This is a genomic window from Achromobacter pestifer (genome assembly GCF_902859625.1).
Classification (GTDB): domain Bacteria; phylum Pseudomonadota; class Gammaproteobacteria; order Burkholderiales; family Burkholderiaceae_B; genus Achromobacter; species Achromobacter pestifer.
On record NZ_CADIJX010000003.1, the window covers coordinates 624,906 to 645,279 of the forward strand.

General features: G+C 65.3%; 21 protein-coding genes. 9 read left to right on the forward strand and 12 right to left on the reverse strand.

Annotation, left to right across the window (positions count from 1 at the left end):
• Positions 1–46 precede the first annotated feature (46 nt).
• The gene (rsmD, locus tag HV753_RS14425; RefSeq protein ID WP_175175163.1) at positions 47–613 is read right to left on the reverse strand and encodes a 16S rRNA (guanine(966)-N(2))-methyltransferase RsmD; all 567 of its coding nucleotides are present in this window, start codon (positions 611–613) and stop codon (positions 47–49) included.
• A gap of 406 nt (positions 614–1,019) precedes the next feature.
• On the opposite strand from rsmD, the gene ftsY reads away from it, so the two are divergent.
• Positions 1,020–2,057, forward strand: coding sequence for a signal recognition particle-docking protein FtsY (ftsY, locus tag HV753_RS14430; protein ID WP_343056507.1), 1,038 nt, complete (start codon positions 1,020–1,022; stop codon positions 2,055–2,057).
• A gap of 72 nt (positions 2,058–2,129) precedes the next feature.
• Here the strand turns inward: ftsY and HV753_RS14435 are convergent, their stop codons facing one another.
• Positions 2,130–4,325, reverse strand: a complete 2,196-nt coding sequence (locus tag HV753_RS14435) for a phosphocholine-specific phospholipase C (RefSeq protein ID WP_175175164.1) — start codon at positions 4,323–4,325, stop codon at positions 2,130–2,132.
• Here HV753_RS14435 and HV753_RS14440 point away from each other — a divergent pair.
• Positions 4,325–4,573: a hypothetical protein gene (locus tag HV753_RS14440; RefSeq protein ID WP_175175165.1), complete on the forward strand. Its 249-nt coding sequence runs from the start codon at positions 4,325–4,327 to the stop codon at positions 4,571–4,573. The genes HV753_RS14435 and HV753_RS14440 overlap by 1 nt on opposite strands.
• 335 nt (positions 4,574–4,908) lie before the next feature.
• On the opposite strand, the gene HV753_RS14445 is transcribed toward HV753_RS14440, so the two are convergent.
• The 7 genes from HV753_RS14445 to HV753_RS14475 all read right to left on the reverse strand — a co-directional run bounded on the left by HV753_RS14445 (position 4,909) and on the right by HV753_RS14475 (position 12,077).
• Entirely contained in the window at positions 4,909–6,567 is a 1,659-nt protein-coding gene (locus tag HV753_RS14445) for a CYTH and CHAD domain-containing protein (protein ID WP_175175166.1), read from the reverse strand.
• A 217-nt stretch (positions 6,568–6,784) separates the two neighbouring features.
• Positions 6,785–7,609, reverse strand: a complete 825-nt coding sequence (gene phnE, locus HV753_RS14450; protein WP_175175167.1) for a phosphonate ABC transporter, permease protein PhnE — start codon at positions 7,607–7,609, stop codon at positions 6,785–6,787.
• Positions 7,606–8,490, reverse strand: coding sequence for a phosphonate ABC transporter, permease protein PhnE (gene phnE, locus HV753_RS14455; RefSeq protein WP_175175168.1), 885 nt, complete (start codon positions 8,488–8,490; stop codon positions 7,606–7,608). The genes phnE (HV753_RS14450) and phnE (HV753_RS14455) overlap by 4 nt, the downstream gene beginning before the upstream one ends.
• Positions 8,487–9,257, reverse strand: a complete 771-nt coding sequence (gene phnC, locus HV753_RS14460; RefSeq protein ID WP_175175169.1) for a phosphonate ABC transporter ATP-binding protein — start codon at positions 9,255–9,257, stop codon at positions 8,487–8,489. Before phnC ends, phnE (HV753_RS14455) begins: the two co-directional genes overlap by 4 nt.
• 6 nt (positions 9,258–9,263) lie before the next feature.
• Entirely contained in the window at positions 9,264–10,262 is a 999-nt protein-coding gene (gene phnD / locus HV753_RS14465) for a phosphate/phosphite/phosphonate ABC transporter substrate-binding protein (RefSeq protein ID WP_175175170.1), read from the reverse strand.
• A gap of 159 nt (positions 10,263–10,421) precedes the next feature.
• Positions 10,422–11,237: an IclR family transcriptional regulator gene (locus HV753_RS14470; protein ID WP_175175171.1), complete on the reverse strand. Its 816-nt coding sequence runs from the start codon at positions 11,235–11,237 to the stop codon at positions 10,422–10,424.
• A 12-nt stretch (positions 11,238–11,249) separates the two neighbouring features.
• The gene (locus HV753_RS14475) at positions 11,250–12,077 is read right to left on the reverse strand and encodes an HAD-IIB family hydrolase (protein WP_175175172.1); all 828 of its coding nucleotides are present in this window, start codon (positions 12,075–12,077) and stop codon (positions 11,250–11,252) included.
• Positions 12,078–12,304: 227 nt separating this feature from the next.
• Between HV753_RS14475 and ribBA the strand changes: the two genes are divergently transcribed.
• The 6 genes from ribBA (at position 12,305) to HV753_RS14505 (ending at position 16,754) form a co-directional block, all read left to right on the forward strand.
• On the forward strand, positions 12,305–13,483 hold the full coding sequence (gene ribBA, locus HV753_RS14480) for a bifunctional 3,4-dihydroxy-2-butanone-4-phosphate synthase/GTP cyclohydrolase II (RefSeq protein ID WP_175175173.1): 1,179 nt from the start codon (positions 12,305–12,307) through the stop codon (positions 13,481–13,483).
• A 10-nt stretch (positions 13,484–13,493) separates the two neighbouring features.
• Positions 13,494–14,030, forward strand: coding sequence for a 6,7-dimethyl-8-ribityllumazine synthase (gene ribH, locus HV753_RS14485; RefSeq protein WP_175175174.1), 537 nt, complete (start codon positions 13,494–13,496; stop codon positions 14,028–14,030).
• Complete coding sequence (gene nusB, locus HV753_RS14490; RefSeq protein ID WP_006227614.1) at positions 13,999–14,508, forward strand: transcription antitermination factor NusB; 510 nt, start codon at positions 13,999–14,001, stop codon at positions 14,506–14,508. Before ribH ends, nusB begins: the two co-directional genes overlap by 32 nt.
• Before the next feature lie 138 nt (positions 14,509–14,646).
• A complete protein-coding gene (gene thiL, locus HV753_RS14495; protein WP_175175175.1) occupies positions 14,647–15,612 on the forward strand; it encodes a thiamine-phosphate kinase in 966 nt (321 codons plus the stop codon).
• Between the two features lie 69 nt (positions 15,613–15,681).
• A complete protein-coding gene (locus HV753_RS14500) occupies positions 15,682–16,188 on the forward strand; it encodes a phosphatidylglycerophosphatase A family protein (RefSeq protein ID WP_175175455.1) in 507 nt (168 codons plus the stop codon).
• Positions 16,185–16,754 (forward strand): CinA family protein, encoded by a 570-nt coding sequence (locus HV753_RS14505; protein ID WP_175175176.1) that lies wholly within the window; start codon positions 16,185–16,187, stop codon positions 16,752–16,754. The genes HV753_RS14500 and HV753_RS14505 overlap by 4 nt, the downstream gene beginning before the upstream one ends.
• Positions 16,755–16,787: 33 nt before the next feature.
• Here HV753_RS14505 and pyrF read toward each other — a convergent pair whose 3' ends face one another.
• From pyrF to HV753_RS14520, 3 genes are read right to left on the reverse strand one after another with little or no spacing between them, the layout of a single operon-like run.
• Positions 16,788–17,606 carry an orotidine-5'-phosphate decarboxylase gene (pyrF, locus tag HV753_RS14510; RefSeq protein WP_175175177.1) on the reverse strand — a complete coding sequence of 273 codons (819 nt, stop codon included), beginning with the start codon at positions 17,604–17,606 and terminating at the stop codon, positions 16,788–16,790.
• Between the two features lie 7 nt (positions 17,607–17,613).
• Positions 17,614–18,933 carry an NAD(P)/FAD-dependent oxidoreductase gene (locus HV753_RS14515; RefSeq protein ID WP_175175178.1) on the reverse strand — a complete coding sequence of 440 codons (1,320 nt, stop codon included), beginning with the start codon at positions 18,931–18,933 and terminating at the stop codon, positions 17,614–17,616.
• Between the two features lie 47 nt (positions 18,934–18,980).
• Positions 18,981–19,379 carry a diacylglycerol kinase gene (locus tag HV753_RS14520; protein ID WP_175175179.1) on the reverse strand — a complete coding sequence of 133 codons (399 nt, stop codon included), beginning with the start codon at positions 19,377–19,379 and terminating at the stop codon, positions 18,981–18,983.
• A 170-nt stretch (positions 19,380–19,549) separates the two neighbouring features.
• On the opposite strand from HV753_RS14520, the gene HV753_RS14525 reads away from it, so the two are divergent.
• Positions 19,550–20,284 carry a FadR/GntR family transcriptional regulator gene (locus HV753_RS14525; protein WP_175175180.1) on the forward strand — a complete coding sequence of 245 codons (735 nt, stop codon included), beginning with the start codon at positions 19,550–19,552 and terminating at the stop codon, positions 20,282–20,284.
• Positions 20,285–20,374 lie beyond the last annotated feature (90 nt).

The following is a 20,374-nucleotide window of genomic DNA, read 5'->3' on the forward strand; positions in this document are numbered from 1 at the left end:
CCGTTATTAGTGGTGTACACCATCCTCCGAAGCTCGGATTATTGATCTATTTGCGCAATGCAGCAAATTCCAGCAGATGGTAGTGGACCGCGCCTGCCTTGTCCTGCCGCAAGATCTGGAATCCTTCGGGGGGTTCGATGGGGGTTTCCGCCTCGACGTAGACTAGTCCATGCTCGGTCAAAATACCCGGCAGGATCGGCCACAGGCGCGGCAGCCAGCCCTGTCCGAAGGGCGGATCCAGCAGGATCAAGTCAAATCGGGACGCATCCATGCGCTCGGCCACTTGCATGGCGTCACCCACATGGATGCGTATCATGTCGGCTTTGAGCTTGTCGCGCAGTGTCCGCAGCGCGGACGCGGCGGTCTTGTCCCGTTCGACCATCTGCACATGCGCTACGCCGCGCGAGGCTGCCTCGAACCCCAAGGCGCCGCTGCCGGCAAACAGATCCAGCACCTGCTTGTCGGCGAATTCGCCGCTCCACAGGTGATTCAACCAGTTGAACAGCGTCTCGCGTACCCGATCGGGCGTGGGGCGCAGCGTCTCCACGTCGGGCACGGCGATGGGGGTGCGCCGGTATTGGCCCCCGACGATACGAATATACTTGTTACCCATGTTTAGCCGCTTCTTCAAGAAAAAATCCCCTCCGCCCGCCGCGCCGGCCCAGCCCGCGCCGCCGCCAGAGGTCGTAGACGCCGCCGTCGCGCCTGCGGAGCCCGCCGTCGCGCCGGTAATTCCACCGCCTGCCGTGCCAGCGCCCGCTCCTCGTCCCGAGGTCGCGGCGCCGGTGTCCGTTCCCGTTTTCGAGCCAGTTCCTGCGCCCGCGCCGGTTCCTGTTCCTGCGCCCGTGGCGACACCGGTACCGCCGTCGGCGCCGATTGCCGCGCCCGCACCGACGGTAGCGCCGGACGTACGGGTTGAGACGCCTGTTCAAGTCCCGGTTCAAGTTCCCATTCAAGCACCCATTCAAGCGCCTGTCCCAGCGCCTGCCAGCGTACCGCTGAACGCGCCGCCAGCCGCCGTGGCTGCTGCCGCAGCGCCCGCTGTCGTGCCGGCGCCCGTGCCCGCCGCTCCGGCGGTGGCGGCCCCGGCGCCTGTTCAGGTTCCAGTGCCTGCTCCCGAGCCGGTTGCCGCCGAGGCGCCTAAAAAAGCATCCTGGCTGTCCCGGCTCAAGCAAGGTCTGTCACGCACGGGCCAAAGCATTGGCGGCATCTTCATCGGCGTCAAGGTCGACGAGAACCTGTTCGAGGAACTTGAATCGGCGCTCATTATGGCCGATGCGGGCCTGGAGGCTACCGAGAAGCTGCTGACGGCGCTGCGTGCGCGCGTCAAGAAGGATCGCATCGAAGATCCGGCCAAGGTGAAGACGGCCCTGCGTCAATTGCTGGCGGACCACCTGCGTCCGCTGGAGCGCAGCTTTGACCTGACCCGCACCAAGCCGCTGGTGGTGATGATCGCTGGCGTCAATGGCGCGGGCAAGACGACCTCCATCGGCAAGTTGGCGCACACGTTCCAACGCCAGGGTGCCAGCGTGTTGCTGGCTGCGGGCGACACGTTTCGCGCCGCTGCGCGCGAACAACTCGTGGAATGGGGCAGCCGCAACAACGTCAGCGTGATTGCACAGGATGGCGGCGACCCGGCCGCCGTGGCGTTCGACGCCGTGAACGCCGGCCGTGCGCGCGGCATGGGCGTGGTCATGGTGGATACCGCTGGCCGTTTGCCCACGCAGCTGCACCTGATGGAAGAACTGAAGAAGATCCGCCGCGTCATCGGCAAGGCGGATGCCTCGGCGCCGCACGAAGTGTTGCTGGTGGTGGATGGCAACACGGGGCAGAACGCGCTGGCGCAGATTCGCGCGTTTGACGCCGCGATCAACTTGACGGGCCTGGTCGTGACCAAGCTGGACGGCACCGCCAAGGGCGGCACGCTGGCCGCCGTGGCTGCGGGCAGCCAGGGCGTGCGCCCGATTCCGGTGTATTGGATTGGCGTGGGAGAAAGTCTGGAAGACCTGCAACCGTTCGTGGCGGATGAATTCGCCGCGGCCTTGCTGTCGGACTGATCTTCGGCGGAACACCCGTCAATGGGGCGGCGCGCAAGCGCCGCCCCATTGCTTTTCTGCCGGAATCTACCGTCAGTTCACCTGACCCATTGCGGGATCGCTGACCCCGTCCTCACCGGTTTCCATGCGGCCGGCAAAACGGCGCGCGAATGCGGCATAGCCTTCGCACGCGACCGCGAAGTCATACCACTTGCCGCTTTCGCTGACTGGCCAGCTTAGCTCGCCGGTCTGGCCCGCCTGCACGGTCGTGGTCCATGGGCCGTCGCTGCGGTACGCCAACGCTTGCACGCTGAACGTGCAGGCCTGGCTGCCATTGTTGTGCAGCTTGACCTGCACCTGCGGATCGTCGCAGGGCACGTAGCACACCTGGATCTCGGGTTGTGCGCCGCCAGTCTGCATCAGGTCGCCCGTGAAGGCGCGATGAAAGCCATTCGGTCCCAACACCCACAAGTCGTACTTGCCGCTGTCGGCGGAGACGTCCCAGGCGTCGTCCAGCGATTTGCCCGCCTCGACCACGTAGCGGCGAGGGATGCGGTCCAGATGCAGCTTGTCGTACACATGGAAGACGGCCGCCGCCTGCCCGCTGCTGGCGTTGGCGAACAGCAGCCTGACGCGGTTCTCACGCCCCTCTTCGCGGGCGCTGGTGTGCAGCTCGTAGGGCAGGGCGCGAGAGGGGCGCGTGCCCTGCGCCTGCTGGGCCAGCGTCTGCTCTGTGGGGATGGCGATGGCGGGCTGTGCTTCTTGCCAGGTGGTCAGCCCGTCAGCATCCGTCTTGGTAGTGCGGCCGGACAAGGTCGGCAGACCGGCGCTATTGGGCGACACGAAATTCAAGGTGGACGTGAGGTCGCCGCAGACCGCGCGCCGGAATGCGCTGATGTTCGGTTCGACGACGCCGAAGCGCTGTTCCAGGAAGCGCAGCGCCGACGTGTGGTCGAACACTTGTGAATTGACCCAGCCACCGCGGCTCCAAGGCGAAATCACCCACATGGGCACGCGCATGCCGGGGCCGAACGGTTTGCCGTCAGCGGTCAGTTGCTTGGGCGTGGCGGGCGGATAGGTGAAGTATTCGAATGCCATGTCGGCATCCGTCATCGTGGATTTTCCCGCCAGTGTGCCGTCGTCGTTTCGTGACGGCGCCGAGGGCGTCGGCATGTGGTCGAAGAAGCCGTCGTTTTCGTCATAGGTCACCAGGAACACCGTCTTGCTCCAGACCTCGGGCGATTGCGTCAGCGCGTCCAGCGCCGCCTGGATGTACCACGCGCCCTTGGCCGGGCTGGACGGGCCAGGATGTTCGCTGTAGGCGGCGGGCGGGATGATCCATGACACTTCCGGCAGCGTGCCGTTCACGACGTCGTCGCGCAGGCTTTGCAGGAAACCGCCGTCGGGCATGGTGTTGCCGAAGCCTTTGGCCAGCGGACTGTACTGGTCGTCGATGGAGGGGTTGTAGGCGGGGCCGCCCTGGTTGGTGACCTGACGATCCGCGGGCATCTTTTCGATCTCGGCACGCCAGTGCCGAAAGCTCATCATTTCGTTGCAGCCGAAGTTGTCGGGAATGTTCTGGTAGACCTTCCAGCTGACACCGGCCTGCTGCAAGCGGTCGGCGTAGGTGGTCCAGGTCCAGCCTTCGGTGGACGGACCCACGTCGGCGCCGTCGTTCATTTCGTTCATCACGACGGACACGTTGTCGCCGGACGGTCCATTGGTGCCCGTCCAGAAGAACAGCCGGTTGGGGATGGTGCCCGCGTGCATCGAACAGTGGTAGCTGTCGCACAGGGTGAAGGCATCGGCCAGCGCCCGATGGAAGGGCACTTCGGCCGTTTCGTAGTAGCCCATCGATAGCGGTTGCTTGGCGCTGGGCCATTTGTTCATGCGGCCGTGGTCCCAGGCTGCCTGGCAATTCGGCCAGGAGTGCGGCGTGCTGCCCGCGCGCTGCGCATTGCCCAGTGCTGCGTCCAGGTGATAGGGCAGTTCTTCGCTGCCGTCGCTGCGCGTCTGATGGAACACCGACTTGCCATTGGCCAGCGGAATGGGGAAGCGGTCGCCAAAACCGCGCACGCCGGGGAAGGTGCCGAAGTAGCCGTCGAATGAGCGGTTTTCCAGCATCAGCATCACGACGTGCTTGACGTCCTGAATGGTGCCGGTGGGGCTGCTGGCCTCGATGGCCAGGGCACGGCGGATGCTGGGCGGAAACATCGACAACGCGCTGACCGCGGCGGTGGTTCCCAACGTGGTCTTGAAGAATTTTCTCTTGGAGGCATCGAACGTCATTGGCTTCTCTGTCGTTGAAGGTCGGGTGGGAACGGGCTTACGGGGCGCAGTGCGACGCGCACGCGGCGGGTGGCGTGGTGGGCGTCGTGGGAGGCGTGGGAGTCGGTTCGTCCGAATCGTTGTCGTCGCCGCCGCAGGCGGACAGCGAAAACACGAGCGACAGCGCGCAGAAGGCCATGAGGCCTCGTCTTGCATGGGCGAGCAAGTGGGAAGTGGTTTCCATGGTGTGGTCGGTGTGGATGGGCTGACGGCCCGCAGGGGCCTTTGCCGTCACACAGGACGAATATCGGGCGGATGCAGCGGGCCACGAATGCGCCCGGCGCATGGGGGCCGGACGACAGCGATCCAGTATTGGCGCATCGGATGTCGTTCTTTTTACAAGCGGCTGACCCGTTGCTTGCGGCACCGCTTTTTTTGAAACGCGGTGCTAGAACCGTTTCCAGGTGAAAACGTATTCAATGATTGAAGTTCCGATGCGGTAAACGCGCGCGGCCGCGCGGCGTGCTGAGGGAACATTGCGTTCCGATCCGCAGGAACAGGGTTCGCCATGGCCGTTGCGGCCATGGCGGGTCATGCGAACAACCTACTTCCAGAACGGCTTGCTGCGTGCCAGGTCGTTAAAAGCCTTTTGCGCTTCGTCCGCCAGTTCGTCCAGGCGCGCGCTGATCCAGCCCAGCGCGAACCACGCTTGCGGATGCGTGGCGGTGCACGATTCGTAGTATTCCTTGGCAACTGCCAAATCGTTGATTTCGCCCAGTACGTCCTGCACTTTGGACAGCAGCTTGCGATAGCCGCGCAGCTTGGCTGCCGGCAGCAGTGATTCCGCGAACGCCAGGCTGTAGCGCAGCCGCTTGCCGCGCTTGCGCAGTTCATGGCGCGTGGGAATGTCCAGCGAGGCGAATTGCGTGCCCTGATCCGCCACCTTGCTGTGCCAACGATGCAGGCGGCGAGCCAGCTGTTTGTGCAGGCGTTGGGGATCGGGTTCCGGCGCCAGCATGGGAATGATGGTGGGCTTGACGATGGGGCCGGCGACGCCACCTTCCAGTCGGATGGCGGGTTCGGGCGCGGCGTCGCTGGGCGTGCCGTTGGCGATGTGTTGCCCCTCGCTTGCGGGCACTGCGGGCGGGACGTCCAGGCTCCATTCCAGCAGTTCAAGCAGCCAGGCCTGGAAGGCCTTGCCGCCCGCGATGGTCTGGGCGTCTTGTTCGGGGGGCGCGGCTTCCATCGGAATCACGGGCATGCCGGCACGGATCAGCGCGGGCGCCACGGTTTCGTTCAGCACGTCCTGGTCGCGGTTGGCGCCAAAGGCGGCGAAGTGCGTGCGCACGCCTTGCAGCATGGAGTCGGGCACGGGCGCGATCCAGCCGTCGAAGAGTTTCCAGGCCGAACGCAGCCGGCGCACGCCCACGCGCAGTTGGTGCACGTGTTCCGAGTTGCCGGCGCGATACACGCCTTCGGTGTCGACTTCGGCCAGCACCGCGGCGTTGCGCGCGATCTGGTCCAGGCATTCCGCGGCGATGCGGCCCATCGCCTGCGACGGCGTCATGTCGTCGCGCAGCTTGACGGCCGACGCGCCGCGCGGTGCCCAGAATTGAGCGATGGCATTGGCCCGGCGGGCTTCCAGATCGTCGCCCGGGGTGGCGTCCACGTCGGCCAAGCGTTGCGCCAGTTGGGCCAGCGCGTCGCCACGCTCCGACTTGCTGCGCGGGTCCAGCACCAGGCTATGGCGTTGCTGCCAGCCGCGCGCGCTGGCGAAAATGGCGGCGGGGCGGCCCGACATCAATTCAAATTCAAGTTCGGAGATCGGCAATTCCAGTGCGCCAGCGCGCAGGATGCCGGTGTCATACGCCAGTTCCACCGTGCCGTAGCGTGTGCGCACTTTGCGCAGCAGGCGCAGCACATCGGTTTCATAGCGCAGGCCAAGTTCACCCTTGACGGCGGCCAGGGCGGCTTCCACTTCGGTGCCGGCGTACACCGATAGGTCCAGCACGGGGCCGGGGCGGGGATGGTTCAGTTCGATGCGGGTGATGGCATTGATGCCAGGCATCTTCAGGGTCTGTACCCAGTCGCGGCCTTCTTGGCGCAACCGGATGGCAATGCGGGCCCGCGCGAGTTCGCGGTCGGGCGTGTCGAAATACATGGCATGCAGGCGGATGCGTGTCGCTTCGCGTTGCTTGATCTCTCGCAGCACGGCCTGGCGCGAAGCCGTGGGCACGTGCAGTTTCAATTCCTGTTCCGACATGGCGGTGGGTGTCCAACGGCAAAAGCCGAGATCTTAATCAACCGGAGGGTGGGATTTGATGACGGTTCATATTTTGTTCACATTGAGCATAGACGTGATTGCGTCGGACGGACAAGCCGGGGCGGCCCGGTGGGCAAGAAAAAACGCCGCCCTTTTCGGGGCGGCGCCAAGGAGCGCTGGTCAGGGGAAACCGACAAGCGTAAAACGGGGACGCGGTTCAAAGAATGCGTTTGCGCGCCTGGGTGATGATGATTTCGGCCAATACGACGACGACGAAGATCGCGGCCAGCACCAGCGCCACGCGGTCCCACTGGAACAGGTTCAACGCGGTGTCCAGCGCCATGCCGATGCCGCCGGCGCCCACCAGGCCCAGCACAGCCGATTCGCGCACGTTGATGTCCCAGCGCAGCAGCACGATGGACCAGAACGCCGGTCGGATCTGCGGCCAGTAGGCGTACCAGAGCACCGATGCCTTGCTGGCGCCGGTGGCGGTGACGGCCTCGATCGGCCCGCGCTGAGCTTCCTCGATGGCTTCGCCGACCAGCTTGCCCACAAAGCCGATTGAGCGGAAGGCGATGGCCAGCGTGCCCGCCAATGCCCCGGGGCCGAAGATGGCGATGAACAGCAGCGCCCACACCAGCGAATTGACCGAGCGGCTGGAGACCAGGATCAGCCGGGCCAGCATGTTGATGGTCTTGCTGGGCGTCAGGTTGTTGGCCGCCAGCAGGCCTACGGGCACCGCCATGAACACCGACAGAATGGTGCCCAGCGTGGCGATATGCAGCGTTTCGATCAGCGCGTCGTGGACGCCGCCCGGGTAGTAAGCCCAGTCGATCGGCCACATGCGGCGGAACAGATCAGCCATCTGCTCGGGGGCGTCATACAGGAATTCGGGGATGACTTCCACGCCACGGATGGCTTGGGCGATGGCTGCGACCAGCAGCAGGTACAGCGCAAAGCGCAGCAGCCGCTGGCCCATGCTGTAGCGCAGCCACACGCGCGGGGAGCCGGCCGGGTTCAGGGTGGAGGCATGGGTATTCATTCTTCCACCTCCGCCTTGCGGGCCACCTGCGGCTTGCTGGAACCGATGCCACGCGCGCCGGCAAAACGGCCTTGCAGGATGCGGTCAAAGCCCAGGTTGTCCAGGAACACGGCACGCACGAAGCCCGCCAGGATTTCGCCCAGCATGATGATGGCGATCAAGGTCAGCAGGATGGCGCTCACGAAGTCGTAGTCAAAACGCTGGAATGCCGAGAACAGCGTGCCGCCCACGCCGCCCGCGCCCACGATGCCCACCATGGTGGAGTTGCGCAGGTTGGAGTCGAACTGATAGGTGGCAAAGCCGATGAAGCGCGCGAACACCTGCGGCAGCACGCCGAAGATGATGACGTTGGCGAACGACGCACCCGAGGCGCGCACGGCTTCCACCTGCTTCAACGATATTTCTTCGATGGCTTCGGTGAACAGCTTGCCGATGAAGCCGATGGAGGCGACGGTCAGCGCCAGGATGCCGGCCAGCGCGCCAAAGCCGACGGCCTTGACGAACAGGATGGCCACGATGACCGGATGCAGGGCACGGCACAGCGCCACCAGCGAGCGCGCGGGCCAGGAGACCCAGGCGGGCATCATGTTGCGCGCGCCCAAGAGGCCCACGGGCAGGGCGAACAAGATGCCCAGCACCGAAGCCAGCACCGCGATTTCCAGGCTTTCCGCAATGCCCTTCCACAAGGTGGCGGGCTTTTCAAAATTGGGCGGGAACATGCGCGAAAGAAACGTCGATGCGTGTCCCATGCCGGTTTCAAAGCGCGCCCAGCTGAAATCCAGCTGCGCGCCCGCGTAGAGGGTGTAGATCACCAGCAACACCAGGCCCGCCTTCGCGCGCCCGGACATGGCGAAGGGGCGGTTGCCCCGAGGGTGCGTCATTCCAGCCAAGACTCGCCTCCGTAGATCGTCTTGAGCATGGTGGCGTCCAGGCCCTGGCCGTCGCCGTCGTAGACCACGTGCCCGCCGGACATGCCGACGATGCGGGTGGCGTAGCGTCGGGCCAGTTCGACGTCGTGGATGTTCACGATGACGGGAATGCCGGTGGCGCTGCCCTGCGCGGACAGCAGCTCCATGATTTCGACCGAGGTCTTCGGGTCCAGCGACGACGTGGGTTCGTCTGCCAGCAGCAGTTGCGGGCGTTGCATCAGCGCGCGGGCGATGCCCACTCGCTGGCGCTGCCCGCCTGACAGTGCATCGGCGCGCTGGTCGGCAAAGCCGGCCAGGCCGACGGTATCCAGCAGCTTGTAGGCATGCTCGATATCTTCAGGATCAAACCGGCGCATCCAGGCCTTGACGGCCGAGGTGTAGCCCAGCCGTCCCGTCAGCAGGTTTTCCATGACGGTCAGGCGTTCGACCAGGTTGTATTCCTGGAACACCATGCCGATGCGCCGGCGCGCGCGGCGCAGCGACGCGCCACGCACGCGGGCCAGGTCCACGGACCCTTCCTTGGATTGCAGCACGATCTCGCCCTGCGTGGGTTCGATCAGCCGGTTGATGCAACGCAGAAGCGTGCTTTTGCCGGTGCCGGAAGGTCCGATGATGGCGGTCAGCCCCTGGCCGGCGATCTCAAGATCGATGCCATTGAGAACCGGCCGGCCGGCCCGGTATTCCTTGACCAGGCCGGAGATGCGTAGCGACGTCGTCATGCTGGATTACTTCTTGCTCTTGGCGGATTCGCGGTCATAGGCGGCGCGGTTGAAGCTTTCGCCGCCCGATTCAGCCACTTGGCGGACGATGGCCCAGTCCTTCTGGTAGGTCACCGGATAGAAGCGGTCGGCGCCATCGAAGGCCTTCGACATTTCCGCTGGGAAGCGGTAGTCGTAGAAGCACTTGAGCATCTGGTCGCGGAACTTCGGTTCCAGGTCATGTGCGTACGCGAAGGACGACGTGGGGAATTTCTCGCTCTTGTAGATCACGCGGAAGTCAGCTTCCTTGACCTGGCCGCGTTCAACCATGCGCTTGAACACGTCCGAGGCGACGGCGGCGGCGTCATAGTCGCCGGAGTTCACGCCCATGACGGACTGGTCGTGCTTGCCCGAGAAGACCACCTTGTAGTCCTTGTCCGGCGTCAGGCCTTCCTTGGGGAACAGCGCCACCGGCGCCATGTGGCCCGAGTTGGACGAGGGGGCGGTATGCGCCAGCTTCTTGCCCTTCAGGTCGGTCAGCTTTTGGTAGGGGCTGTCTTTCTTGACGATGACGATCAGGTTGTAGCCCTGGAAGCCGTCGGCGTAGCCCTTGACGGCGAACGGCACGGCGCCGGCGATGTTCACGGCGAACGCAGTCGGGCCGGTCGAGAAACCGCCCACGTGCAGGCGGCCCGAGCGCATGGCTTCGATTTCCGCGGCGTTGCTTTGCACCTGATAGAACACCACGCGCTTGCCCGTGCATTCGGACAGGTGCTTGGTGAAGGGCTTGAAGATGTCTTCGTAGACCGCCGGATCTTCCACCGGGGTGTAGGTGAACACCAGGGTGGATGGCGTCTTCAGCTTGGATGCATCGGTGGGCGTATCGGCCACCAGGTCCTTATTGTTGTCGCAATACATCTGGTCCAGGTCACCCCGGTTGGTGCAGGTATCGGCGGCCTGGGCGGCGGAACCGCCAACGGCGAATGCGGCCAGGGCGGCCGCTTGCAATAGACGCATTGCGTGCATGGTGTGTCTCCTCTTATGGGATGAATTTGAATATTTGCTGAATTCAAACACATAAGAGGGGACGGGCACACTTGGGAAAGTCCCTGCCTTTCTTTTCGACTTTTGTTCGTATTGTTCGTTTTATGTTCGTTTGTTTGCGAACAACCGAACAAGATCGAATCAGCCCCGGTAGCCCAGCTTGCGCGAGATTTCTTGCGCGCAAGCCAGCAGCGGACGCGCGATCGCGCCGTCCCAGGACACGTCGAACAAGCCCGTGGGGCCCAGGCTGGTCAACCCCAGGACAATATTGCCGGTGTTGTCGAACACGGGTACCGACAAGGCGTCCACGCCAGGCAGCGGGTTGCCCAGCGCGCGGGCCATGCCGTGCACCCGAATATCGGCCAATTGGGCTTCGATATTGGCGCGCGACGCCTTGCGCGGGGGAGGCACGCTGGCGATGACTGCCGTGTCGCCTTCTTCGCGGGCGATGTAGTGCTCACTGACCTTGGGCGGCAGCCAGGCCGCGAACACCAGGCCGGTGGCCGTGTGCAGCATGGACATCACCGTGCCCTTGCGCATGTTCACGTGCACCGGGTAGCTGGCTTCGGTCATGTGGATCATGGTGGGGCCATGCGAGCCCAGCACGGCGATGCCCAGCGTGTGGCCGATCTCGGATTGCAGCTTGGCGATCTCGGGCATGGCGATGCGCACCGGGTCGAGCCGTTGCAGGCTGACCAGCCCCATTTGCAGGGCAAAGGGGCCTAATTCGTACTGGCCGGTGATGGTGTCTTGTTGCACCAGGCCGACGCGGATGAAGCTGACCAGGTAGGGGTGCGCCTTGGCCGAGGTCATGCCGGCGCCCGCGGCCAGGTCACGCAGGGTCAGGGGCTTGGCGGCGTCGACCAGGGCGGCCAGCAGCGGCACGCCCACTTCGATGGACTGGATGCTGCGGCGGCCGTCATTGGCGGCGGGGGCGGGAGTCTTGGTGGTGGCCACGGTGTGCGGACCTCAGGCCGGTTGCGGGTGGGATGGCTGCGCAGCCTTGCGGGCCGCCAGCAGCCGGTCGGCCATTTCGACGAAACCCGCGCCGCCGTGGAAGGCCGCGACAAAGGCCGGGCGGTGCGTCAGGCGATGCAACAGGGCTTGGATGTTGGCGACGCCGACCGAGATCGGGAAGTAGGCGAACATCGGCTCGTCATTGGGCGAATCGCCAATGAACAGGGTGCTGTCCAGGGCGCCCGCCACGTCCGCGCCGAATTCGCGCTGGAACATGGTGCGGGTCATGGTCAGTTTGTCGTAGTCGCCAAACCAGCCGTTGACGTGGATCGAGCTGACCTTGGCCTGGGCGCCAGCGTCGTGGAAGATCTGGACGATCTTGCTGACGGCCGAATCGGGCAGGGCGGGCACGTCTTCGCAGAAATCGATGGCCAGGTCGGCCACGCGGTAGTCCTGGTCGCTGGCGACGGCCGAACCTGGCACTTCGGCCAGCACGCGGTCGCGGATGGCATCCAGTTGCTTGCGGCTGGCCTGGCGCGAAGCGGCGTCCGTCCAGTAGTGCGTGGTCATGCGGCGGGCCTGGCGGTCGTAGGCGTAGTAGAACGCGCCGTTTTCTCCCACCACGGCACGCACGGGCCACATGCGGGCGATATGGTCGCACCAGCCGGCGGGGCGGCCGGTGATGGGGACCACCTGCACGCCAGCCTGTTCCAGGCGCTCCAGCGCGGCATAGGCGTCGGCGGGCAGGCGGCCATCGGTGGTCAGCGTGTCGTCAATATCGGTCAGAACGACGCGAACCGCCGCCGCAACGGTCAAAGGCATGGCCGCAAGGGCTTGCATGGGGTTTTTCCTCGTTTTTTGCTGCCGGGCTGTCCCAAGGCAAAAGGCGCCCCTTTTTGGGGGCGGCAAGCCGAAGGCGCAGCGTGTGGGCGTAATTTCTTAGGGGCGATCTCCGGGCGAAAGTTTAACCGGATGCCCCCGCCGCAAGCCGTTCTGGCGGCCCGATAGGGGTTCTGGCGCCAGGGGCGGTAAAATTCGGGCTTTCCCGCCTGGTTTGCGTGCCTGCCATGTCCGTTCAGTTGTCCTCTTTGCCCGGCTCCGAGCCGGAATCCTTCGGCATCGCTTCGGTTGCCGAGATCATCGCTGAGCTTCGCGCCGGCCGTATCGTCATCCTGGTTGACGAAGAAGACCGTGAAAACGAGGGCGATCTCGTCATGGCCGCTGAGTTCGTCACGCCTGAAGCCATCAACTTCATGGTGACGCACGGCCGCGGCCTGGTTTGCCTGACCCTGACCGAAGACCGTTGCCGCCAGTTGGACCTGCCCTTGATGGCGGCCCGCAACGGCACGCGCTACGGCACCAACTTCACGCAGTCCATTGAAGCTGCCGTCGGCGTGGAAACCGGCATTTCGGCCGCCGACCGCGCCCGCACCATCCAGGTGGCGGTGGCGCGCGACGCCAAACCGTCGGATTTGGTTCAGCCCGGCCATATCTTCCCCGTGCGCGCGGTGCCCGGCGGCGTGCTGGTGCGCGCCGGCCACACTGAAGCCGGCTGCGACCTGACCGCGATGGCCGGCCTGACGCCCGCCGCGGTGATTTGCGAAATTCTCAAGCCGGACGGCACCATGGCCCGCTTGCCGGACCTGGTGGACTTCGCCCGCCAGCACAATCTGAAGATCGGCACCATCGCCGACCTGATCCAATACCGCAGCGAACACGAATCCATCGTCAAGCGCGTGGGCAAGCGCCCCATGCAGACGGCCTGGGGCACCTTCGAGGCCGTGGCCTACGAAGACGCCGCCACCGGCTCCGCCCATTTGGCGCTGGTGCATGGTAACGTGAGCCCCGACGTCGAAACGCTGGTGCGCGTGCACGAGCCGGCCTCCGTGCTGGACGTACTGGATACCGGCGCCAGCCCGCATAGCTGGGGCGTGGCGCAAGCCTTGCAGGCCATTGCGGCTGCTCCAGCAGGGGTCCTGGTGTTGATGAATTGCCAATCGTCCACCGAGCACTTGTTTGGCCAGATTGCCGGCTGGAATGACCCGAAGGCCCAAGCCAACGCGGCCGCCAGCACTGACCGTTTCGGCCTGCGCACCTACGGCATTGGCGCCCAGATTCTGCGCGACCTGAATGTGGGCCAGATGAAGCTGCTGGCCCGGCCGCGCAAGATGCCCAGCATGGCGGGCTTCTCGCTCACCATTACGGGTTACGATTGCGACCCGCTGAATACTCCCGCAACACACTGAAGGCCGACTCATGAACCCTTACATCCTTACCCCCGACCTGAACGGCGAAGGGCTGCACATCGGCATCGTACGCGCCCGCTTCAATGAAGAAATCGGCCAGGCCGAACTCGAAGCGTGCCTGAAGGAACTGGCCGAATTGGGCGTGGACGAACGCGACGTGATGGTCGCCACCGTTCCCGGCGCCCTGGAACTGGGCGTGGCCCTGTCCCATATGGCCGAAACGTTTGAATTCGACGCCCTGATCGCTCTGGGCGCCGTCATCCGTGGCGAGACCTATCACTTTGAAGTGGTCAGCAATGAAATGGCCATGGCAATCACCCGTATCTCCCTGGAAACCGGCATTCCCGTTGCAAACGGCGTGCTGACCGTCGACACCGACGAGCAGGCGCAAGCCCGCGCCGCCGGCAAGGGTCGCGATTGCGCTCAGGTGGCCGTTGAAATGGCCAATCTGGTGGCAGCGCTGGAACCCGAGGAAGAAGACGAAGACGACGAAGAAGACGACGAGGACGAAGATTTTGACGACGAAGAAGACGACGACAAGCGCTGATAGCGCGGCGCAAGCCCGCGCCAACGCGCGCAGCGCCCGCCGCCGTGCACGCGAATTCGCGCTGCAAGGCGTGTATGCGTGGCTGCTGCGCGGTGGCGAAGGCACGCAAGACGCCGGCGAGATCGATGCTCACCTGCGCGACACCGAGGATTTTTCCGAGGCCGACGCGCAGTGGTTCAAGACCTTGCTGCACGGTGTTCTGCGCGAAGCGCCCGCGCTGCGCGAGCGTTTCACGCCCTACGTCGACCGCCCGCTGGCCGAGCTGTCGCCCGTTGAGCATGGCATCCTGCTGATCGGTAGCTTTGAACTGATTCATCATGTCGAAGTGCCGTACAAGGTTGCCATCAACGAAGCGGTCGAGCTGGCCAAGTCGTTTGGCGGCACCGATGGCTTCAAGTTCGTCAACGGTGTGCTCGACAAGCTGGCTGCCGACGTGCGTGCGAACGAGGTTCAGGCCGCGGCGCAGCAACGGCGCTAATCCGCGCTTGCCGGACTCCGAAGGGGTCAGGCGCATGCCGCCCTGCACGCATCCTCACCGATGCGGCAGGCGTGGTCTGCGCCTGACCCCTTCGGCTTGTTTCATCGCCGGTTTTCAGACCGGCTTCTCGGAGTTGCCGTGGCGTCCGAATTCGATCTGATCGCGCGCTATTTCACCCGCGCCGCGCCGGCAGGCCTGCTGGGCGTGGGGGACGATTGCGCCCTGTTTCCCGTGCCGCCTGGCGAACAGGTCGCCACCAGCACGGACTTGCTGCTGGAAGGCCGGCATTTCTTTTCCGACGTGGATCCCCGCGCCTTGGGCCACAAGGCCCTGGCCGTGAACCTGTCTGACCTGGCGGCCATGGGCGCGCGGCCCATCGGCTGCGTTCTGGGCTTGGCCTTGCCACGCCTGGACGAACCGTGGTTGGCCGCGTTCGCGGACGGTTTTCACGCGCTGGCCGATGCCCATGGCTGCCCGTTGATCGGTGGCGACACCACGCGCAGCGCGCACGACCTGGCGATCAGCGTCACCGTGTTCGGCGCCGTGCCGGCCGGTCAGGCGCTGCGTCGTGACGGCGCGCAGGCGGGTGACGACATCTGGGTATCGGGGGAGTTGGGCGCGGCCGACGTCGCGTACCGCTTGCTGGACGGCCAGTACCCGGCTGACCCGGCCTTACTGGCCGCCACCCGTGGCGCGCTGGAATGGCCGCAGCCGCAGGTGGCACTAGGCTTGGCGCTGCGCGGCATCGCGCATGCCGCCATCGACTTATCGGATGGCTTGTTGCAGGACCTGGGCCACATCCTGGCCGCCAGCCGCGTGGGGGCTTGCCTGGAATACACGCGCATGCCGGTGGCCGCTGCCCTGGCCTCCCTGGATGACGCGCTGTTGCGCCGGGCGGTGCTGGGCGGTGGCGATGTCTATCAGTTGTGCTTTGCCGCGCCCGCCGCCAAGCGCGATGCGGTGGACGCCGCCGCGCGTGCGGCTGGCGCCCGCGTGACCCGCATCGGCCAGGTGCGGGCGCAGGCAGGCCTGTCCGTGTTGGATGGGCAGGGCCAGCCGATGGCTGCGCTGCCAGCCGGTTTTGATCACTTCCCCGCGGCCTGATCCGCTGCTTCGTCCTTTACTCAACGGCTCAGGAACGCCATGCCTCCCACCGACAAGTCATCCCCTTCCATGCGTGAGCGCTCGCGGGCGGTCTATCCAACGCTGTCCTGGGTGTGCCGCGATCCGGGCCGGCTGATCGCCTTCGGCCTGGGCAGCGGCCTGGTCCGGCCCGCATCCGGCACCTGGGGTACCTTGCTGGCCTGGGGGATCTGGGTGGCAGCGGCGCCAGCGGCCTCCGACATGGCGATTGGCGTGTTCCTGGCGCTGGCGTTCCTGTACGGCTGCTGGGCCTGCGATCGCGTTGGCCGTGAACTTGGGCAGCCGGATCATGTCGGAATGGTCTGGGACGAGATGGTGGCGTTCTGGCTGGTGCTTTGGTTGACGCCCGCAGGCTGGTTGTCTCAGTTGCTGGCGTTCGGACTGTTCCGATTGTTCGACATCGTCAAGCCGCCTCCCATCAAGTTCTTCGACGCCCATATCAAGGGCGGCTTCGGGGTAATGTGGGACGATATCGTGGCGGCCGGCTATGCCTTGCTAGTGATGGCGCTGGTCGCACGCACAGGAGTCTTGGGATGAACGAGCAACAAGAAGCGGGTGCGCGGGCCAATCTGCCGGCTGCGGGGCTGGCCGAGGCAACCAGTTTGGGCCTGGCCGAACGGCTGGGCGATGCCATGCGGCGTCATGGGTGGATGCTGGGCACCGCGGAATCCTGCACGGGAGGCCTGCTGGCTGGCGCCATGACGTCGGTGGCGGGTTCCAGCGAATGGTTCGAGCGGGGGTTCGTCACCTACAGCAACGAGGCCAAGGTGGCCGAGCTGGACGTATCCCCCGACGCGCTGCATCACTTTGGCGCGGTCAGCGAACCGGTCGCGCTGGAAATGGCCAACGGCGTGCTGCTGGCATCTTCCGCCGCGCATGTGGGCGTTTCCACCACCGGCATCGCCGGGCCGGGCGGCGCCACGCCGGGCAAGCCGGTAGGCATGGTGTGCTTTGGTTTTGCGATGCGCGTGGGCGACGGTATTACCAGCCGCGCCGTGACGCATGTGTTCCCCGGCGACCGGGCGCAAGTGCGCCAGGCCGCGGTGGAGTATGCGTTACGGGGACTGTTGGAATTCCTGGGAGCGCCGGTCAACCGTCGCTAGAGCAGGCGTGGCCCCCACGCCTGCGCCAGAGGTTCAGCGTACGGCGTTGATCGCGTCGCGCAGGCCCATGGCCGCGCGGCCAGCGGCCTCGCGCCAATCGTCGCCGCCGCTGGCGTAGATGATGGCGCGCGAGGAATTGATCATCATGCCGCTGCGGGCGGCGTTCGCGCCAGCGTTCACGGTGGCGGTGATGTCGCCGCCCTGGGCGCCGATGCCCGGCACCAGCAGGGGCAGGGCATCGCCGATGCGCTGACGGACGGCGGCCAGTTCGTTCGGGAACGTGGCGCCCACCACCAGGCCGCATTGGCCGTTGGCATTCCATTTGTCGGCCACCAGACCTGCGACGTGCAGGTACAGCGGTTCGCCGTTATCCATCTTCAGGAATTGCAGATCCGACCCGCCGGGGTTGGACGTGCGGCACAGCACGATCACGCCTCGGTCGCGCCAGGCCAGATAGGGTTCAACCGAATCCAGGCCCATGTACGGGCTGACGGTCAGCGCATGCGCCTGATAGCGCTCGTAGGCTTCACGGGCGTAGTTCTCGGCGGTGGAGCCGATGTCACCGCGCTTGGCGTCCAGCACGATGGGCAGGTCAGGATGGTGGTCGCGGATGTGCTGGCACAGCGCTTCCAATTGGTCTTCGGCGCGGTGCGCGGCAAAGTACGCGATCTGCGGCTTGAAGCTGCACGCATACGGCGCGGTGGCGTCGACGATATCGCGGCAGAACTGGAAGATGGCGTCCGGCTTGTCCTGCAATTCGCGCGGAAAGCGTTGGGGGTCGGGATCCAGCCCAACTTGCAGGAGCGAGTTGCTGGTGGTCCAGGCGTGTTCGAGTTTTTGCAGGAAATTCATGGGGAGTTCAGTGCAGTTTGACCCGGGGGCGCGTGCGCCGCATCAGCAGGCGGGCCAGGGCAAGGGAGGCGGTGCGAGAGATGCCCAGCACCGCTTTGTGGTGCATCAGGTGCAGGCTCATGTACATCAAGCGCGCCAGTGTACCGCTTACGAACAGTCCTCGTCCGGCCAGCTTGCCCATCAGGCTGCCAACGCCGGCGTCCTGGCCCAGCGACACCAGCGACCCGTGGTCTTGATAGACGTAGGGGCCGGCGGGTTCGGCCGAACCACGCAGGCGCGCGGTGAGCTTCTTGGTCAGGTAATCGGCCTGCTGGTGCGCGGCCTGGGCCCGGGCGGGCACGGTGCGGCCGTCGCGCCAGGGCACCGAGCAGCAATCGCCCAGCGCCAGGATGTGGGGGTCCGCCGTTTCCAGCCGTTCGTTCACTTCCAGCTGGCCCAGCTTGTTCAGCGGCAGGTCCAGGTCGGCCAGCAGGGCGGGGCCCTTGATGCCGGCGGCCCACATGCACAGCTGGGCGGGGAATTCGCGGCCGTCGGCGGTCTTGACGCTGTTGCCCGTCACTTCCGATACGCGGCAGGACGTTTCCACGCCGATGCCCAATTCGGTCAGCCGGTTGGTGGCGGCTTCAGAGATTTTCTCGGGCAGGGCGGACAGGATGCGCGGAGCGCCTTCGACAAGCGTGATGGCCAGGTCGCGTTCGGCGCGGAAGTTCGGCAGGCCGTAGGCGCTGACCACGTGGCTGGCTTCCGTCAATTCAACGGCCAGTTCGACGCCGGTGGCGCCACCGCCCACGATGACCAGGTCCAGCCGGGCCGACGGGTTGCGCACTTTGGCCAAGTCCACCTGCGCCATGGCCTTCAGCATGGTCAGGCGGAACTGTTCGGCGTTTTCAGTGGTGTCCAGCGTGACGGCGTGTTCGGCCGCGCCGGGCGTATTGAAGAAATTGGAGGTGCTGCCCAGGGCCAGCACCAGCGTGTCGTAGGCCAGATCGCGGCGGGGCAGGACTTCCTGGCCCTGCGTGTCGTTGACGGCATCAACGACGATCTGGCGGCGTTCACGATCCACGCTCAGCAAGCGGCCCTGCGCGAACGAAAATCCGTTCATGTGGGCCAGCATCAAGTAGGACAAGCCTTCCTGGTGAATGTCGAGCGTGCCTGCGGCCGCTTCGTGCAGCGAGGGCTTCCAGATATGGAAAGGGCGGCTGTCGACCAGGGTGATGAGTTGCCGGCCATGGATCCGGCCCAGCTTGGCGGCCAATTCCAGGCCGCCGGCACCGCCGCCGACGATGACGATGCGCTGAGAGGGGGCTGACGTCGAGTTAGGCATCATGGCTCTCAGTATAAAGACTGGTGTGTCCTAGCGGGGAATCACCGGTGTCAATGCATGACGAAGCGGCTGATGGCCACCCCGATCCAGACGGCGCCAGCGAAGATCAGCAATAGCATGACCGCTGCGCTGCCCAAGTCCTTGGCACGCCCCAATAGTGGGTGGCGTTCGACGGACAGCGCATCGGCCAGCGCCTCGATGGCGGAATTCAACAATTCCGCCGCCAGCACCATGATCACGGTGCCCACCAGGAAAAAGACCTCGACCGTGGTCCGGCCCAGGAAGAAAGCCGCCGGGATCATCAGGACGGCCAGTGCCAGCTCCTGGCGAAACGCCGCTTCGTATTTGACGGCCGCTTTCAGCCCCTGCCAGGAATAGCGCAGCGCATTCAGGATGCGGCGCGCGCCGCCGGTGCTTTTGAAGGGTGAGTGTTGCGGATCGTAGGTCATGGAAGCGAAAGAGAGCCGGGTGTGGCGGCTTTTTAACAGATATGGGTTGCGCGCGTGATGCGGCGTAGGGCTATGGGCAAACCCTAATTGTGACCTGACGAGCGCAGGCGCAGGATTCTGGTCAATTGGTAAGGCCACTTTACCTTTTTATCTTTCCTCACCTCGTCACCATGCCGATCCAGACCATCGAGCCGCGCCGCTTGTATCGCCAGATCGCCGACCAGCTGCGGTTGCTGATCGAAGCTGGGGAATTTCCGGTTGGCGCCCGCCTGCCGCCCGAGCGCGACCTGGCGCTGAAGCTGGGTGTGTCGCGTCCGTCGGTGCGTGAAGCGCTGATTGCGCTGGAGGTCGAGGGATGGGTGGAAGTGCGCATGGGGTCGGGGGTGTACGTCCAAAGCCTGACCGGTGCGCCGCGCGCCAGCCTGACTGCCGAAAGCCCCCTTGAAACCATTCGCGCCCGCTGGACGATCGAAGGTGAGCTTGCCGCTCAGGCGGCCCGCAACCCCGTGCCCGCGCTGGTCGACGGGCTGCTGGAGGCGGTAAGCGCGATGGAAGGCGAAGCCCTGGCGGGCAGCGTCCCCATCCGTGGCGACAGGCTGTTCCACCTGCGCGTGGCCGAAATGGCCAGCAATGCCGTGCTGGTGCGCGTGGTGGGCGAATTGTTCGACGAACGCCATAACCCCTTGTCCGTGAAGCTGGGCGATTACTTCGAGAATCCCGGCAGCTGGGCCGCCGCCATCACCGAGCACCGCCGCGTCATCGACGCCATCGCGGCGGGGGATGAAACCGCCGCGCGCGCCGCTATGCATCACCATCTTTCCTGCTCGTTCGACCGCTTGACGGCCACTTGGCCGGGAGCCGTCGACGCGATGCGTGCCGATAGCAAAGAACCGGCGACGTCCTGACGCCGTCCGGGGAACCGTAGTCGCAGTACGAAGGTGCAACCTGTATGTGAAATCCCGATGTGAAACATAAAGCGAGCCGGCTCAAAACAC